We start from the raw sequence: 17,614 nt of genomic DNA on the forward strand, positions 1-17,614 counted from the left end.
GATTCGCCGTAAAAAATCTTGACGACCGCAGTGATTCGGGTAACACTGAAAGCGCGGGTTGCGGAAGGCGCAACCCCGATACGCGTACCGAACAGAAATCGAAGACCCTTTGTAGCACTGCATCCGCGATGGAGCGGATGACCGCTAAGTCAACCCTTCCCTTGTCCCTCATCCCTATGGCAGGTCAACCTGTTGATTGGGCACTGATGAAAGGCCTGCTCGAGAAGTAAGTCCATGGCCTGCCTGCCCTTGCCGGCTGAGCTCGAACTATGCAAGAGGCGCAGCTAACAACTAATTTTGAGGATCATTTCCATGAGTTTCACTGCTGTTGATGATGCCCCTGTCAGAGGTTTCCACCGCAAACTCACGGCCGCATGTTCCGGCGGCCCCTTACTTGATGGCTACCTGCTCGCCATTGTTGGGATCGCGTTGCCCGGGATCACCGGCAACATGCACCTGGACACGGGAGTCGAAGCAACGATCGGCGTTGCCTCCCTTATCGGGATGTTTTTCGGTGGCCTGATTTGCGGCCCGCTCACTGACCGCATCGGTCGCAAGCCCATGTACACCCTCGACCTGCTCGTGCTCGTCGTCGCATCGGCCCTCTCGGTAGTAGCTACCGAAGCCTGGCAGCTGATCGCACTCCGATTCATCATTGGCGCCGCCATCGCCGCGGACTACCCCATCGCGACCTCACTGCTTTCTGAATGGCTTCCCCGGAAGCGGCGCGCCGGAATGTTCAGCGCGGTCATCATTATTTGGTACATCGGCGCATCCCTGGCCTACCTCGTGGGATACCTGATCAACGAATTCATGGGCAGCGACGGCTGGCGCTGGATGTTGGGCAGCGGCGCCGTCCTGGCACTCATCGTTTTCCTGCTCCGCATTGGCACCCCTGAATCGCCACGGTGGTTGGTAGGGGCCGGACGGGTGGACGAAGCCCGCCAGGTAATCGAGAACTCCCTCCACGTCCGAGTTACCGCCGAAGAGCTGACCGGCAGCCTGCCTCGGACCGTGGAATCGCGCGGTAACATCATCGACCTCTTCCGCGGAATCTACCTGCGCCGCATGCTGTTCATCATCGTCTTCTTCACCTGCGCCATCATCCCCCTGTTCGCACTGCTCACCTTCGGTCCGCAACTGCTCGGTTCACTGGGACTGGGGGCAGGAAACCTCGCCAATCTCGGGACGGCGATCATCAACCTGGTCTTCGCGCTCGGGTGCCTGCCCGCGATGAAGCTCCTGGAAACCATCGGGCGGCGCAGGACGATCATCTGGTCCTTTGGACTCATGGTGCTCCCACTGATCGCGCTCGGCGTGTGGACCAACGCACCCGGCCCCCTCATTGTTGCCTTCTTCAGCCTCTACGCTCTCTTCTCCGGTGGCCCCAGCATCCTCGAATGGGCCTACCCCAACGAACTGTTCCCGACCAGGATCCGTGCCGCGGCTGTCGGCGTCGCCGTCGCCCTGACACGGTTCGGGGCAGCAGTCGGCACGTTCCTCGTCCCGGTCTCACTGGTCACCCTGGGCACCTCGGCAACCATGTTCATCGGGGCCGGTATCACCTTCGTCGGCTTCCTTGCCTGCATCGCCTGGGCAGAAGAGACCCGCAGCCGCTCCCTGGAAGAGACCGGCGCCATCGAGGTGGTGCCCTCCACACCGACCACGACCTCAAAGGTCAGCTCGGGTTTCTGAGCTGCCGGCAAGACTGATCAAAAACTCTGCAGACCTACAACAGGAGCAAGCCACCATGAGTGAAATCCGCGAAATACTTCCCATCCCCGCGCGGAGGAGCCAGCCGGTCACGGCGGCCATGGGAATACATCAGCAAGAGGCACCCTTCACGCCCGTCGCCCCTCTTCAGGCACCGGAGGGCGCCCCTAACGTGGTGGTCGTCCTCATCGATGACATGGGCTTCGGCGCTTCGAGTGCCTTCGGCGGCCCATGCGAGATGCCGACAGCGGAGAAGCTGTCCGACGAAGGGCTGCGCTACAGCCGCTTCCACGTCACAGCACTGTGCTCCCCCACGCGGCAGGCCCTGATGACGGGGCGGAACCACCACTCCGTGGGCATGGGCGTGACCACCGAGATGAGCACCTCCACCCCCGGTTACACGGGATTCCGTCCCGACAGTGCCGCCACCATCGCCCAGACCCTCAGCGCGAACGGTTACAGCACCGCGGCGTTCGGCAAGTGGCACCAGACCCCGCCCCGCGAGGTCAGCCCGTCAGGGCCCTTTGACCGCTGGCCCATCGGGGAGGGGTTCGATAAGTTCTACGGGTTCATGGGTGCCGAGATGAACCACTGGTACCCGCAGCTCTTTGACGGCACGACACCGGTGGAGCCTTCGCAGCGGCCCGAAGACGGCTACCACCTCTCCGAGGACCTCGTGGACCAGGCAATCAACTGGGTCCAGACCCAGAAGACACTCACCCCGGAGAAGCCGTTCTTCAGCTACATCGCCTTCGGCGCCACCCACGGACCGTTCCACGTCGCTCCCGAGTGGAAGGACAAGTACCGTGGCCGCTTCGACCATGGCTGGGACGCCCAACGCGAATCGACGCTGGCCCGGCAGAAGGAACTGGGCGTCGTCCCCGACTCCGCCGAACTAAGCCCCTGGGCCGACGTCGTCCCGCACTGGGACGAACTCAACGACACCGAGCACCAGGTGGCAGCCTCCTTCATGGAAACCTACGCCGGGTTCGCCGAACACACCGACGTCCAGGTCGGACGCTTCGTTGACGCCCTGGACGAAATCGGGGAGCTCGATAACACCCTCTTCATCTACATCCTCGGGGACAATGGCGCTTCCGGTGAGGGCGGCATCGAAGGCACCATGCGCGAGCACCTGGTAGGACACGGCTTCAAAGACAGCACCGAAGCCATGGCACAGGAACTCGACGCCCTCGGCGACGCCACCACCTACGCCATCTACCCGGTCGGGTGGGCCCTGGCCATGAATACTCCCTACCAGTGGACCAAGCAGGTCGCCTCCCACCTCGGCGGCACCCGCGACGGCATGATCATGCGCTGGGGCAATGGGATCCGGCACGGCGGCGGTGTGCGGCACCAGTACCATCACGTCATCGACATCGCCCCGACCATTTTCGAAGCGGCCGGAATCCCCCACCCGGTCACGGTCAACGGCGTGACGCAGCAGCCCATCGAAGGCACCAGCATGCTGTACACCTTCAACACACCCGACGCCGAAGACCGCAGGCGCACCCAGTACTTCGAAATGTGTGGCAACCGCAGCATCTACCACGAAGGCTGGACGGCGGTGACCCGCCACGGCACACCATGGGAAATGGTCCCCGAAGGGCTGCCCTCCTTCGACGAGGACATCTGGGAGCTCTACAACATCCGGAACGACTGGAGCCAGGCCCACAACCTCGCCGACAAGTACCCGGAGAAGCTGCGGGAACTCCAGCAGCTCTTCCTCATCGAAGCCAGCAAATACAACGTCTTCCCCCTCGATGACCGGGTCACCGAGCGGGAAAACCCCGAAGTCGCCGGACGGATCGACCTGCTCGGCGACCGGACAACAGTGACCTACCGTGCCGGCATGGGCCGCTTCACCGAAGAGACCACCCTGAACGTGAAGAACAGGTCGCACAGCGTGACCGCCCGGGTTGACGTCCCGGAAGGTGGAGCCGAAGGTGTCCTGATAGCCCAGGGCGGCCGTTTCGGCGGCTGGTCCCTGTACGTGGCAGACGGGCGCCTCAGCTACGCCCACAACTGCTACGGGCGGGACCTCTACATCGTCCGTTCCGACGAGGCACTCGTCCCTGGCCCCCAGGAACTTAGCATGGAATTCCACTACGACGGCGGCGGCATCGGCCAGGGCGCGGAAATCCGGCTCGCTGCTGATGGCAGGGTCGTCGGCAAGGGCAGGGTGGACCAGACCACCGCCTACTACTTCTCCTTCGACGAGACGCTCAACATCGGCGTCGACCGCGGAACCCCGGTCACCGATGACTACCTCCCGGTGGATAACGCGTTCACCGGCACGATGCATACCGTGCGCATTGACCTGCATGATGACGATCACAACCAGCACCTCACGGCTGCAGACCGACAGCGCATGGCACTGGCCCACCAGTAACCCGAAGGCGGGCAGGTGAGCATCCTCCCCTAATGCACGCAGGGCTCCGCCGAGTAGCTCTCCTGACGTGCATGCAACGCGCCCTCCCCGTGAGCACCAAACTTTATGTATAGGAAGGACTCTATGTCTGGAACGTATGTCGGCGAAGAGTCAGCACATGCCGAGGCTGAGCTTGTAGCGGCCGCGGGATCCCCTGCGGCAGCGGAGACCTTGTTCATCGCAGGCCGATGGGTCGCCCCACAGGCAGGAGGAACACGCACTATCACCTGTCCCGCAGACGGGTCTGTAGTCGGGCCCGTTGCCGAGGCCGGGGAAGCGGACACCGTCGTCGCGATCCAGGCGGCCAAAGCCGCCCATGACGCGGGTCTCTGGTCCTCGGTGCCGGAGCCTGAACGCGGAGACCTCCTCCTGGCTGTGGCACGACGCCTGCGGGAGCGCAAGGACGAATTCGCCCGGGCGGAGTCCCTGGATACAGGAAAGCGCCTGGTGGAATCAGAGATTGACATGGACGATGTTGCCGCGTGCTTCACCTACTTCGGGAAGCTCGCTGGCCAGCAGGCGGGCCGGGTTGTCGATGCCGGTAATCCTGACGTCGTGAGCAGAATCGTCCATGAGCCGGTCGGAGTATGCGGCCTGATCACGCCGTGGAACTACCCCCTGCTGCAGGCAGCATGGAAGGTCGCGCCGGCGCTGGCCGCCGGGAACACGTTCATCCTGAAACCCGCGGAGCTCACACCGCACACGGCGATACTGCTGATGCAGGTCCTGGACGAAGTAGGCCTCCCACTTGGAGTGGCCAACCTGGTACTCGGCCCGGGCGCCGTCGTCGGAGCACCGTTGGCAAGCCATCCGGACGTGGACATGGTCTCGTTCACCGGCGGCCTGACCACGGGCAAGATGATCGCTGTTCAGGCGGCAGACACTGTCAAGAAAGTAGCGCTGGAGCTGGGAGGGAAGAATCCCAACGTCGTCTTCGCGGACGCCGACTTCGATGCCGCCGTGGACAATGCCCTCAACGCCGCCTTTGTCCATTCGGGACAGGTCTGCTCGGCCGGCGCCCGCCTGATCGTGGAGGAGTCCATAGCAGAGGCTTTCGTGGACGAGCTGGTGCGTCGGGCCGAGAACATCCGCCTTGGCGGACCCTTCGACGCCGATGCGGACGCCGGGCCATTGATCTCGGCAGCCCACCGGGACAAGGTCACAGCCTACGTGGAAGCCGGCCTGGCCGAGGGCGCGCGCCTGCGCTGCGGAGGCCGATGGGGAACGGACGAACTGGTGGGCGGCTACTACTACCTCCCCACCGTCCTGGACAACGTCCACAGCGGCATGACGGTACTGACGGAAGAGGCTTTCGGCCCGGTCGTCACCGTGGAAACCTTCACCGGCGAGGACGAGGCCGTCGCCCTCGCCAACGACACGATTTACGGCCTGGCAGGGGCGGTCTGGAGCCAGGACGCCGGACGCTCCCAGCGGGTGGCCGCCCGGTTGCGTCACGGCACCATCTGGATCAATGACTTCCACCCCTACCTGCCCCAGGCCGAATGGGGCGGAATGAAGCAGTCCGGCACCGGACGGGAACTCGGGCCGACCGGAATGGCCGAGTACCAGGAGATCAAGCATGTGTACCAAAACCTGCGTCCCGCTGCCACCGGCTGGTTCCCCCAGTAATGGCAGGGCACGACGCGCAGGTTCCAATGACGCAACCCGGAAAGGAAAGTATGTTGCACGGGCCGCAAGAGCAGAATTTTGACTATGTAGTGGTGGGTGCGGGATCGGCCGGCGCCGTGGTCGCGGCCCGCCTGAGCGAGGATCCCTCGGTCAGGGTGGCCCTCATCGAGGCTGGGCCCAGAGACGAAGGCATTGACGAAGTCCTGACCCTTAACCGGTGGATGGAACTACTGGAATCCGGCTACGACTGGGACTATCCCGTTGAAGAACAGGAGAACGGCAACTCCTTCATGCGGATGGCCCGCGCTAAAGTCCTGGGCGGATGCTCCTCGCACAATTCGTGCATCGCGTTCTGGGCCCCGGCCGAGGACATCGACGAATGGGAGTCGAAGTTCGGTGCCACAGGCTGGAACGCCGAACTGGCCTTCCGGCTCTACCGCAAGATCGAAAACAACGCCGACGACGGCGAACATCACGGTCACGACGGCCCGGTACGGCTGCGCAACGTGCCCCCGGCCGACCCCTGTGGCGTGGCACTGCTCGACGCCGCCGACGCCGCCGGAATACCACGGGCCAGGTTCAATGCAGGCAAGACGGTGACACAAGGTGCAAACTTCCTCCAGATCAATGCCACAGAGGACGGAAAGCGGGCATCCTCATCGGTGTCCTACCTCCACCCCGCCGCGGACCGAGACAACCTCGTGATCCTGGACTGCACCCATGCCACCCGGCTGGTCTTCGACGACAGCAAACGTTGCACCGGCGTCGAAGTGGTCGACAGCGCCTTCGGCGCCCCCAAGATGATCGGCGCCTCCCGGGAAGTGATCGTCTCCGCCGGGGCCATTGACTCACCGAAGCTGCTGATGCTCTCAGGTATCGGTCCCGCAGAGCATCTGGCCCAGGTGGGGGTGGATGTACTCGTTGACGCTCCCGGCGTTGGTGCCAACCTGCAGGACCACCCGGAGGCCGTGATCCAGTGGCAGGCCAAAAAGCCCATGGTCACCGCCTCCACCCAGTGGTGGGAGATCGGAGTTTTTGCCCAGGTGGACGAGGGTCTTGACCGGCCCGACCTCATGATGCACTACGGCACGGTCAACTTTGACATGCACACGTACAGGCAGGGCTACCCCACGGCAGACAACGTGTTTTGCCTGACGCCCAATGTCACGCACGCCCGCTCCAGGGGGACAGTGCGGCTCCGCTCCCGGGACTACCGCGACAAGCCCCGGGTCGATCCCCGCTACTTCACTGACCCGGAAGGATACGACCAGCGCATCATGACCGCCGGTCTGCGGAAGGCACGGGAAATCGTCTCCCAGCAGGCCCTGGATGAATGGGCCGGCGAGGAACTCTTCCCCGGAGCGGATGTACAAACCGACGAGCAGATCCAGGACTACATCCGGCGCACCCACAACACCGTCTACCATCCCGCTGGTACAGTCCGTATGGGCGCCTCTGACGACGGGAATTCCCCTCTTGATCCCGAGCTGCGGGTCAAGGGAGTCACGGCCCTGCGTGTTGCGGACGCCTCGGTGATGCCCGAACTCGTCACCGTGAACCCCAACCTCACCGTGTACATGATCGGGGAGCGCGCCGCCGAACTCATAGCCGGGGAACCCCCGAGAACGGCAGCGACCGAAGAACCCATCTCAGCAAGCGTCTGACCCCCAGCCCTCTGCGGGTCCCTCGCCTGATCAGCAGGGTCATCCGCAGAGGGCGCGGACCCAGCGAAACACCCGAAAAGCCCCTCCACACTTCGAGAACAGCCAGCCCAAAGAGGAAATATGAACCTGCCAATCACTGGTTCCACAACAAAAGATTCATCTGGTGGCGGAGTCCTCACCACCGGCCAGGTGAAGGGATGTTGCGCGCCCTCCCGTCAGACGCACCTGCCGGAGCCCGCCCACGACGGAACCGCCCACAGCAGCCGCCGGGCCGGGCAGAAACTACATCACGACATTGAAATCCCCGGGGGAACATTCAGCATGGGGGACGCGTTCGGGGAAGGGTACCCGGCCGACGGGGAGACTCCGGTGCACAAAGTGCGGCTGGATGGGTTCCGGATCGATGCGACAGCGGTGACAAACAGCATGTTCGGAGCGTTTGTTCAAGCTACGGGCTACCGGACCGAGGCTGAGCAGTACTGTTCTTCAGCGGTGTTCCACCTACTGTCTACCGCGAGCAGCGCAGCCATCCTGGGCGCTGCGGCCGGGGCGCCATGGTGGCTGGACATCAGGGGCGCGGACTGGGCCCATCCGACCGGGCCGAACTCCACTTGGCACGACACCCCGGACCACCCCGTGGTGCATATCTCCCACAACGACGCCCTCGCCTACTGTGACTGGGCAGGGCGGCGACTGCCAAGCGAAGCCCAATGGGAATACGCCGCCCGCGGCGGCCTGGCCGGGATGCGCTACGCCTGGGGCAACGAGCTCACCCCCGACGGGGAACACCGCTGCAACATCTGGCAAGGCACCTTCCCCACCACCAACACCCGCGACGACGGCCACCTCGGCACCGCCCCCGTTAGGAGTTTCCCGCCCAACGGGTACGGCCTCTATGAAATGGCGGGCAACGTCTGGGAATGGTGCGCCGACTGGTTCCTGCCCAAGTACTACCGCAACTCCCCTGCCGACAATCCCCAAGGACCCACCATCGGCGCCGGACGGGTCATGCGCGGCGGCTCCTACCTCTGCCACGACTCCTACTGCAACCGGTACCGCGTCGCAGCACGCACCTCCAACACGCCCGAATCCTCCTCCGGCAACCTCGGCTTCCGCACCATAGTCTTCACCTAAACCCAGGGTCTACACAGAAAGCAGCAGGCATGGCTGATGCACGAATCCGCAACGGCGGACCGGAGGGCTTCTCCGCCCGGATCCTCGGCGGCGGAACTGAGCCGGACCCGCGCTTCACCCTCGCCAACGAGCGCACCTTCCTCGCCTGGATCCGCACCTCGCTGGCCCTGCTCGCCGGCGGCGTCGCCGTCGAAGCCTACATGGCCGATCTCTTCGGCCCGGAACTGCGCAAAACCCTCGCCGTGCTCCTGCTCCTCCTCGCCCTCGCCATCGGCGCAGGGTCATTCTTCCGCTGGCTAAACATCGAACGCGCCATGCGACGCAAGAACCCGCTGCCGCTGCCCTGGATCGCTCCCATCCTCGCCGCCGGCGGCGCCCTCATCGCAGCCGCCATGGTCGTCTTCGTCCTCGCCCGTCCCGCCTGACCATGCCCAGCAGCAAGCCGAAGCACGGCGACGCCGGCCTCCAGCCCGAACGCACTGATCTGGCCTGGGGCCGCACCACCTTATCTCTGGTAGTCGCCGCGGCCATCTTCCTCCGCTGGATGCCCCACCACGGCTGGTTCACCGGCACCCTGGTAACCGCTGCCGCCGTCACCGCCCTGGCCATCAACCTCACCCACAAGCGCCGCTTCCATCGCGCCATCCGCGGCATCCAACAGGAAAGGATGACCCCGGACATTGCATCAACAGCAGCAGTGGCCGGCAGTGTCATCGTCCTCGCAGCACTGGGAATATACACCGTACTCTTCCTGCCCCTCACCTAACTGACATTCGCCGTTGAATGGGCGGACACATGGCGAAGAGGGTGGACGGCAGCCTGATTCTGACGCGAGATCGGCAGGCTTCTCTTCTCAGCGAATTGGCGGCCGCGTCGCCAAGTTTGAGTACACCCAAAGCTGACACACGGCTCCTTTGCCTGGTCCTCGGAACAGATCGACTTTTGAACGAGAAGTCAGGTCCGCCCGCCCACAGCCGGGGACAATTCTCATAGGTTATCCACCGCTACTGCTGCCATGGAGCGTCCCCAACGGCTCCCCTTCCAGCCGTGGATAACCTGAATTGATCCCCACCCATGGACGGACCAGAATCGCACCAGTTCCGGCCGCGTGATCAACCAGAACAACCACCGCGCCAGATTGACGGAATCGCAAAATATCGGCGTTCGGTCTTGACCGTCATTAGAGGAGAGAATCCCTCATCTACTTGTAGGTCTGTGAGTTCGAGCTGCCCGGCAACTCTGCATGTGGCTGCTGGTGGACCGGGACAGCTCTGGCAAATCGAAGCTTCAGTTGACCTGCGGGAGTCGTCAAGCTAGCTTGACTTCATGGATGGAGATGCGGCGTCGGTCGAGCAGGCACTCAGCAGCGGTGATATCCACGAGTTGCTCAAAGTGTGGGAAGACTTCAACAGCGGTGAGACCTGGCGCGAAGTGTCTGCCACCGGCAGCGACCAGGCGCGGGAGGCCGCAGCACAGTTCCTTGCCGGGGTAAGGGAAGTCGCAGCGCTTGAGGCGCTACGCGCGAACGCGAAGGCCGTCGAACTGCTCACGGCCAGGCGCTGGTACGTCATCAAATCGGCGCGTGAGGCAGGCGCGAGGTGGGCGCAGATCGGCGAAGCGCTGGGGATCACTAAACAAGCCGCTCATGACTTCTACCGCCGCAAGATTGAGGAGCAGGAGAAGTACCTGCCGGACCTCCACGACGCGGCAGCCGCGCGCGCGGTCCTGGAGGAAGTCCAGGAAGACTAGCCAGGGCCCCGGACCGGCACCTCTCCCCCAGGTTGACGAAAGGCCGGTTATCGGCGTAAAAACAACGGGAGTGGAGTAGCTGCGAGAACTTCCTTCAGTGCGCCAAGGAACTGGCCGTTTCCACATGTCAGATAGGGATCCCGGCGAGCACGACCATCTTGACCTTAAAGCTGTATTGCCCGCGTATCCCTTGCCACTGTAGATTTCGTGCATCTAATGCATGTTTCCGCAACCGGCACCGGACAGGAGCGCTCCAAGTACTGCGAACTTCCCTGCGCCCGTCTTTGTGGCGCCGATGTAGTACTCCGAACCTTTCCCGCGCTTCCACGCCTTGTTGATCCGCATGGTTGCCGGCTTGGACATGAGATCGACGTCGGCTACGGTAACCGCAGTTGCTTCGCCGAAGCGGGTCCCAGTCATGACCAGGAACTCAGTGAAAGCCTTGTACCGCTCCCCCATGCCCTCGAGGATGAGCCCAAATTCGGCATGCGTCAGGAACCGGGCTTCATCCTCTGCTTTCTCGCCAGACGGAAGCTGGACGCCCCGGCACGGATTGTCCTTCCGGTAGCGCAGCATGACGGCGGTTTCCATGGCGGCGAAGATCAAACCATGGTTGTTCTTGATGGTCTTGGGCGACCTGCCCTTGGCCTGCATCGACTTGATCCAGTACGTCATATGCCGGTAATCGAGCTTGTCGACCGGAATGTGCCCTATGACGTCGGCGATATGCAGCTTCAACGTCGATTGGTACGTCTGGACCGTTCCGACGGAGGGGCGCACCAACAGATCGATGTGCTCCTGGATGACTGCGGCGACCGTCGGCGCCTTGGTCTGGTTCTGAACCATCGCGTGCTGAGCGATTTCGAACGACTGGTTATTGGCGTCGAGGAGACGCTTCAGGGTGGTCGCTTCTGCTTCAGTAGCGAAAGTGATGCCGTGCTCTTTGCGCGTTGCAGGGCGGCAGTCGGGTCATGACGCCCAGATTGCAGTCGCGGCTCAGCACGGTGTTCCACCTCCTTCAGACATCTCATGGTCGAAGGACGGGAATCGGGCATGACTGGGAGCCCGCCTACGCTTGCCCCGTCAGCCCTGGTCCACCCAAGCAAAGCTTCACAGCGCCCGCCTTGTCAGCAGGTCTTCAGCTTGCCGAGAAGAGCCGTACGAACCCGAGGATCGTCGTGCCAGAGGCGGAGCGAGTCCGCCACTGTGTCGCCGATGCGTTCCGTCGCGTCGCGGGCGGTAAGCATTTGAGCATCTGGACCTCTTCCCGGAGAGTGTCCGACGGTGTCGAGCGACTGCGCCAGTCACTCAGCTGACGGAAGCGGAGGCGGACTTGGACGCTTCCACACACATGCGCGCATGATGGCTGCCGACACGGCTACCTGCCTATCATTCGTCGGCGCCATCCTCCGTCCACGTCTGCAAGGCTGAAAGACCCGAGCATGCATCCCTCCGCCCAGCGCGTGAGACCGAAGCAACCGCCGGTCGGCAGCCTCGGCCGCTGCCGGAGAATACACCTTCGTCTTCCACTACCAGACCCGGGTGCAGTAGGTGCTGAGTTCCGGTGCGGCTACTGAAGGCCGGGAAATCACCGTCGCAGCTGTGCGAATAGTCGTCGAAAACCGCCCTGCCCTCCTGGGTGAACTGAGGGGCGACTCACTCGGCGACTATCTCCTGATGGGGTCCGGCCGGACGTGTACCGGTTGGAACTGGAAGGCACACCAGGGAGAGCATCACACTCGCGCCGCAGGGGCGAAAACCACCTCGGTTCCACCGCCACGCGGTCCGGAGAGCAGAGTCGCTGCTGTGTGACAACCTTTCTCAGGACTGACTCAGGATTTACTCAGGATTGCCTGTTGAGCAGTCGCCGGGCAGTAACCTCAATGCACGAGCAACTTTGGGGGAAAGATGAATTACCGGGTCAAGACCATGCATGAGAATCCTCAATTCAAGCCACTTGTGCTTTGTATTGCAATCCTTGCATTGTCCGGCTGCGCCGCTGAGTCGGCTGCCGACAAGAGTAGGGCAACGCAGGAGGTCGATGCCGCGATGGAGAAGCTTGGAGACGGGTTGACTCCAGATCAGAAGGCCGACGGCTTTGTATACGTCGGCGATGGAGTCGCAGTCCGTTGGGCAAAAGCGTCCGAGAAAAGTGGGACGACGTGCCCGTCGTACGCCGAGTCTTGCTATAAGGTCGCCATCCAGACCAATCTCGCTTGTGTCAGCGGCATTTACATTGAGCTGCAGCTCAAAAACGATGCTGGAACAATAATCGGGAAGGCCAACGAGATTACCCCCGGGATGCGGGCGGACGACAAGGGCGTTTTCGCAGTTTCCACTGCAATTGAGGCGCCACAAGCAAGCATGGCGGATGTCCACTGTATGGGGTAAACGGAGCTAGGAATGTCCCATCCTTGAAGCCGGCCACGAACACATGCCCCTGATGGGTTGCACGCCCTCGCCATCGCCGAACTGGAACGCCGCCGGCTCTCCGATTACCAGGTCGTAGACCTGTCCATCTGCGACCTGTAGGACGTCGCTGAGCCAACGGACCTGCCCGCAGACATGGGCGCCCATGAGCATGGACAGCATCATCGCCTCCACCCGGCTGACCCGCGCCGGCCTCGACAACACCGTCACCGAATGGCAGGACATGGCCTTCCGAATGGAACACATCCGCGCTGACCACCTTCGGGATCAAAGAGCTCGCCTGCGCCGTCGAACAACTCGCGCGCCTCGACGAATCGCAGAGAAAGTTCCCAGATGTCAGGAGAATGAGTTTCTACGCCGGGCTGCCGCGTATCCGGCCAGGGCATCAACCCAAAAGTGATACCCACTGGGCACGGAGCTCGCCGCCGACGCTGTTCCGCGGCGGTGAGTTGCAGGGTCTTGGGATTCGTAAGCAAGGCTGGCCGCACCACAACGCGATCATCGCAGCCGGATCACTCCGATACGGCCTCATCGAACAGGCACTGCGGATCTCCGCCGCTCTGTTCGAGGCCGCAGAGTGTTCAGACTGGCACCTGCCGACAATTGTCACACGATTCCATCAAGTAATCCGACCATGGGCAGCCGACTTAGTGAAACAGACCAGAACGCCAAGAAAGAGTTAGCTCCCGGTTCCGCGGCCCTGGGATCGACGCGGCGGGGCGTGCACTCCTGGATACGGCTCAGTTTTCCACCGTCACCGACATGCGCGCAGACTCCAGCACTAGTCAACGGCAAACTGCGCGAGCTGCAGCCGGTCACGAAGCATCAGAAGAGCGTGAGGGCGGGAGATGAACACCTCCGTGCGTGGAATTGGACTCTAGACAAGCCCCACTCCACCCGGAAGTCTTCATGTCACCGAACCACGCCGAGCGTCACTAGCCTCGCTGGTCAATACAGCTCGCCGAACTGCAAAACATCAATCTGAGCGCAAGCATCACCAAACGTCCCTAGACGGCCATACTTGATACTTGAGAAATGATGGTTGCGAGATCAGCTGGAGAAGAACCTGCGCTCCTCGCGGCGATGCGGTATGTAGCAGCATTCTTGCCGTCGGCTCCTCGTCCCGCGTCAACTAGGGCCTGTCTGACAATCTCGAACTGAGGCCATTTGGCAGCAACAAAGGTCTCAAGCATATCTTCCATTGCCCAGGCAGCAGTACCGCAAAACCCGCTCGGCCAGTCCGTCTCCGGTTCACCGAGGAAGCGGAGCATTGTTCGATTGTCTTTGGAGTCCTTTTGCTCTTGAGCTATGGCCGCTGCTTCAGGCTTCCCTTTGGCGCGGACTCTCCGTCCAGAATCCTTGTCCGCATCGAACAAAATGAAGTGGGGGACACCAAGCAGGCGGAGGATAGCTGCTGGCAGCAGTATCTGTCCCTTGGAATTAGCAACAGCTACTTCCACGCCAAGGCTCGATAAGGCCACATTGGCTTCAGCGACGCCCTCAATTATGGCGCGATCGGTCGTACCCTCTACTACGAGAACGGCGGAAGCGAACATCGCATCTCGTAGCTCATGCAGGCAGGCATTATCGAGTCTGCTTCTTACGGCGCTCTCTTCGAGAAAGGTATCCAACTCCTTCACGACTGCGTCCATCGATGCCTCATAAACAGTGACTTGAGGACTGACCGAAGCATCTGCAGAACGCTGTACCCGTCGAACTTGATCAAAGTAGGTAGGTTCGATGAAGTAGGGACTGTGCGTCGCATAACCAACCTGAATTCCCGAGTCCTTATCTTCGGCAAGGCTTCGTAAAACAGTCGCGAACGCCTTTGCCTGGGTCGGATGCTGGAATAGCTCAGGTTCTTCGATCGCCATGTAGATGACGCTTGCATCCCTATTCGCGGCCCCGCGATGTGCCAAGAGCTTCAAAGCAGCAATCAGCAATGACCGTTGAAACCCATGTCCTTGGCGCTCGATGTTCGTTTTGGTGCCATGGTCGTCCACCTTTACGTTGAATCGCGTGACTTGAGGCTTAAACGTCGCTTGGACAGACCCCACATCAATAGATCGCCCGGGGGCAAATGATTCTACTTCTGCGGTGAGATCAGCCGACAAAGCCCGAAGCTGGCTTGCGAAATGCCGCTCTGAGATCTCCTCGTGGCGGGACGTTAGCTCGTCGTTAAGGGTGCTGAGCTCATCGTCAGCCACGGAGCGATCAACCGTTTTCTCGATGATGCGTCCGATGACACTCGTCTTTGTATCCTGAGCCTCCTCCGAGGCCCGGAGGTCCGCTGTTATGAGCACGAAGTCAAAGAGTCCTGATAGACGTCCCTGGCCGGCAAAGCCGAAGAAGTTGGTATCGGAAACCTGAGCTGGGCTAAGTAGTTCAGGATGCTCCCTTTCCCACGTATCCAGGGTCGCATCGGCCGCACCTAGGCTCGTCCACTTAGGAAAAGTCAATTGGCTGTGCTCCGCGACAACCTTTTCATAGGCCGCTTTTTTGGGTCCCGCACCGGATGCTGCCCTGACCTCCTCAAACGGGGCAAAAGCCAGCGCTTTCCCGGTTATCTTGTCCTTACCGTCTTCCCATATACGCCACACAGAAAACTCGTCGACCGCAGCTGGCGCATACTTCTCACCAAGTACCTCGCGGTCGCTATCCGTCAAATCATTGAAATCAACTCGAACGACAATCTTCTGTTCTTCGGCACCAGAGAAGACGTCTTCCGGAGTTAGTACGGCACTCTTATCGCCGTTGAAGAACCAATCCAATGCCCGCAAAACAGATGACTTGCCGGCCCCATTGGGTCCGATAAGGGTTGTTACTTTGTCAAAGTTTACGTTGACCTTGTCCAGGCAACGAAAGTTTTCAATTTCAACGCGCTTTATCCTCAAGTAACGTCCCCAAATTCGAAGCATTTATGTCCACGAATTGACCTCACGACGAGGGCAATCAAGATCACAATGTACATCAGCAGTTGTCCGTCTCAGCTTCCGCAACGCCGATCAAATCGGCGGAGCCGGTCAATATCCCGGGTCGACGCCGGGGTTCGCAATAGGGCAGGCGCGCCCGCAACATCGCTCGGACGGTGGGCACAGTAGAACCGGTCCGGAGCGGCGGCCGTACTGTGCAGTGCACCACCAGTCTCTGAACTGCCGCCAATTATCAAAATGCTGTCTGGACAATGGGCCGGCTCTTGAGCGCTTTGCTGTACGCCCCTCCCGTTTGCTGTGAGTTCGGGCATGTACAGTGACGCGGCGGCGGCATATCGGGTGCTCGACGGCCCCCGGGGATGGCATAGTCCCAGGCCCACAAACGGACAAGGGACGTTGCAGCCGCCAGATCGGTCTTCGGCTGCTGCTCGCTGTCATCACCTGAAGTCGGACCTGACCCTGCCGTTACATAAGTAGCGATCCGAGCCTGCCTTACGGAATCCCGCTAATCGGCGGTCTAGTCAACGCCGGCAGAGAAATCGTCGGTTTGCCCAGTCATCGACGATGGTGCATCCTCGTGCCATGACGGTACGAAACGCGTGGCCCCGCAATCGATCGACGCTTCCTGGCGGCGGCCTGTCAACTCTCCCAGGTGGAGGTATGTCTACACTTCCCGGCGATGGCGCTTCGACTCTGCCCGGAGGCGGCCTCTCCAGCCTTCCGGGCGGCGGATTGTCCTCCCTGCCAGGCGGCGGCCTCTCCAGCCTCCCGGGCGGAGGTATGTCCTCGCTTCCTGGGGGTGGATTGTCCTCTCTGCCAGGAGGCGGCCTCTCCAGTTTGCCCGGCGGTGGCTTGTCATCATTTCCGGGTGGCGGGCTGTACAAGGGGGCCGACCCTAGCCCCTATCGCTCAAATCAACCCCCTATGACGCACTTTATTCCGTACCTTCGTTCTCAGGGGATGCACGACATAGCGGACTTACTCGCCCGAGCTCATCAGCTTGACCTCTGAGCGCGAGCCAGAAGGGACGCCAATCGCGCTAGGTCCCGGACCAAGTGCGCGCACCGTTTTAGATCGGCGCTCGAAGCCCAAGGTGTCCTGTCCCCTCAAGGGTCACTTCTTCGCTGCCAGCTTTCGCAGCACCATGGTATGCAGCTCTGATGCAGCGGGGTACCCCTCCCACCGCCCCGGATTCACATCCACATCCAAAGCATCGCCAAGGTGGACAACAAACGAGGCGCCGCCTACATCCGGTCCTTCCCCGGCAGCCAGGATTCCCTCAGTGTCAGGCCCTTGAGTTCCGTCCAGGGGATGACGCCCACGGCACCTTCCGGAGTAGTCCCCTACCTAGTATGGCCTCAGCGTGGTCGACAATGAAATACGCCTCAGTGAAAACCACAACCGATAACGACGCGCCATGGCCCGCAGTCGGCATCGGTCCGCCGTTCGCCCAGATAACCCGCTGATCGTCTATCACCTAAGGAGTCTGTCCTCCATCAGCTTCGCCAACGTCCCTTCCGAGTCTCCCCAGTCCGAATCCGGCTAGCGGTTCGAATGCTTCTTGAAGTGTTCTGCAAGCTCACTGCGCTCCCATAGTGCTCCCCATCCATTCAGGCGCGGGGCCCAGCGACGCCGGCCCGTGCCAGCCTTCAACGGCCCGACGAGAAACAGCATATGGCAGCGTCCCGAACACCAGCCCGTGCTTACTGCTCCCCCCGCCATACTCTGGACGACGCCACGCCTTTCTCGAAGGCTTTCTTGATCTCCTTGGCCACCTGGCTGGGACACCGAGGCACAGGACGGTTGAGGCCCGGTTCGACAGCACCACTCCTGCCGCGGCCCACACGTGGCGGGGCGACAACCCTGCATTCGAGACTGCCTCGTCGGATAGGAACACCGCCCGGACCACAGAAACCCCTTGGAAACACACG

The 17,614-nt window shown here is 61.8% G+C and carries 12 protein-coding genes; 9 read left to right on the forward strand and 3 right to left on the reverse strand.

The window, feature by feature from the left end; translation table 11 throughout:
- The first annotated feature begins 312 nt into the window (after nt 1-312).
- The 8 genes from ACTHQX_RS11215 (at nt 313) to ACTHQX_RS11250 (ending at nt 10,320) form a co-directional block, all read left to right on the forward strand.
- A complete protein-coding gene (locus ACTHQX_RS11215) occupies nt 313-1,695 on the forward strand; it encodes an MFS transporter (RefSeq protein ID WP_236808117.1) in 1,383 nt (460 codons plus the stop codon).
- A gap of 55 nt (nt 1,696-1,750) precedes the next feature.
- Entirely contained in the window at nt 1,751-4,105 is a 2,355-nt protein-coding gene (locus ACTHQX_RS11220) for an arylsulfatase (RefSeq protein WP_236808116.1), read from the forward strand.
- A 123-nt stretch (nt 4,106-4,228) separates the two neighbouring features.
- On the forward strand, nt 4,229-5,773 hold the full coding sequence (locus tag ACTHQX_RS11225; RefSeq protein WP_236808115.1) for an aldehyde dehydrogenase family protein: 1,545 nt from the start codon (nt 4,229-4,231) through the stop codon (nt 5,771-5,773).
- A 50-nt stretch (nt 5,774-5,823) separates the two neighbouring features.
- The gene (locus ACTHQX_RS11230; protein ID WP_440157662.1) at nt 5,824-7,437 is read left to right on the forward strand and encodes a GMC family oxidoreductase; all 1,614 of its coding nucleotides are present in this window, start codon (nt 5,824-5,826) and stop codon (nt 7,435-7,437) included.
- A gap of 120 nt (nt 7,438-7,557) precedes the next feature.
- Entirely contained in the window at nt 7,558-8,571 is a 1,014-nt protein-coding gene (locus ACTHQX_RS11235) for a formylglycine-generating enzyme family protein (protein ID WP_236808113.1), read from the forward strand.
- Nucleotides 8,572-8,600: 29 nt separating this feature from the next.
- On the forward strand, nt 8,601-8,996 hold the full coding sequence (locus ACTHQX_RS11240) for a YidH family protein (RefSeq protein WP_236808112.1): 396 nt from the start codon (nt 8,601-8,603) through the stop codon (nt 8,994-8,996).
- Nucleotides 8,997-8,998: 2 nt separating this feature from the next.
- Nucleotides 8,999-9,337 (forward strand): DUF202 domain-containing protein, encoded by a 339-nt coding sequence (locus tag ACTHQX_RS11245; RefSeq protein ID WP_236808111.1) that lies wholly within the window; start codon nt 8,999-9,001, stop codon nt 9,335-9,337.
- Nucleotides 9,338-9,897: 560 nt separating this feature from the next.
- Nucleotides 9,898-10,320, forward strand: coding sequence for a hypothetical protein (locus tag ACTHQX_RS11250; RefSeq protein WP_236808110.1), 423 nt, complete (start codon nt 9,898-9,900; stop codon nt 10,318-10,320).
- A gap of 213 nt (nt 10,321-10,533) precedes the next feature.
- Here the strand turns inward: ACTHQX_RS11250 and ACTHQX_RS11255 are convergent, their stop codons facing one another.
- Complete coding sequence (locus ACTHQX_RS11255) at nt 10,534-11,166, reverse strand: tyrosine-type recombinase/integrase (RefSeq protein ID WP_236808109.1); 633 nt, start codon at nt 11,164-11,166, stop codon at nt 10,534-10,536.
- 1,062 nt (nt 11,167-12,228) lie between these two features.
- On the opposite strand from ACTHQX_RS11255, the gene ACTHQX_RS11260 reads away from it, so the two are divergent.
- Nucleotides 12,229-12,711, forward strand: a complete 483-nt coding sequence (locus tag ACTHQX_RS11260; RefSeq protein WP_236808108.1) for a hypothetical protein — start codon at nt 12,229-12,231, stop codon at nt 12,709-12,711.
- Between the two features lie 6 nt (nt 12,712-12,717).
- Here ACTHQX_RS11260 and ACTHQX_RS11265 read toward each other — a convergent pair whose 3' ends face one another.
- Entirely contained in the window at nt 12,718-12,996 is a 279-nt protein-coding gene (locus tag ACTHQX_RS11265; RefSeq protein WP_236808107.1) for a hypothetical protein, read from the reverse strand.
- A 761-nt stretch (nt 12,997-13,757) separates the two neighbouring features.
- The gene (locus ACTHQX_RS11270; RefSeq protein ID WP_236808106.1) at nt 13,758-15,644 is read right to left on the reverse strand and encodes an ATP-dependent nuclease; all 1,887 of its coding nucleotides are present in this window, start codon (nt 15,642-15,644) and stop codon (nt 13,758-13,760) included.
- Nucleotides 15,645-17,614: the final 1,970 nt, after the last annotated feature.

The sequence above is a fragment of the Arthrobacter sp. SAFR-023 genome, assembly GCF_051965295.1.
Taxonomy (GTDB): Bacteria; Actinomycetota; Actinomycetes; order Actinomycetales; family Micrococcaceae; genus Arthrobacter.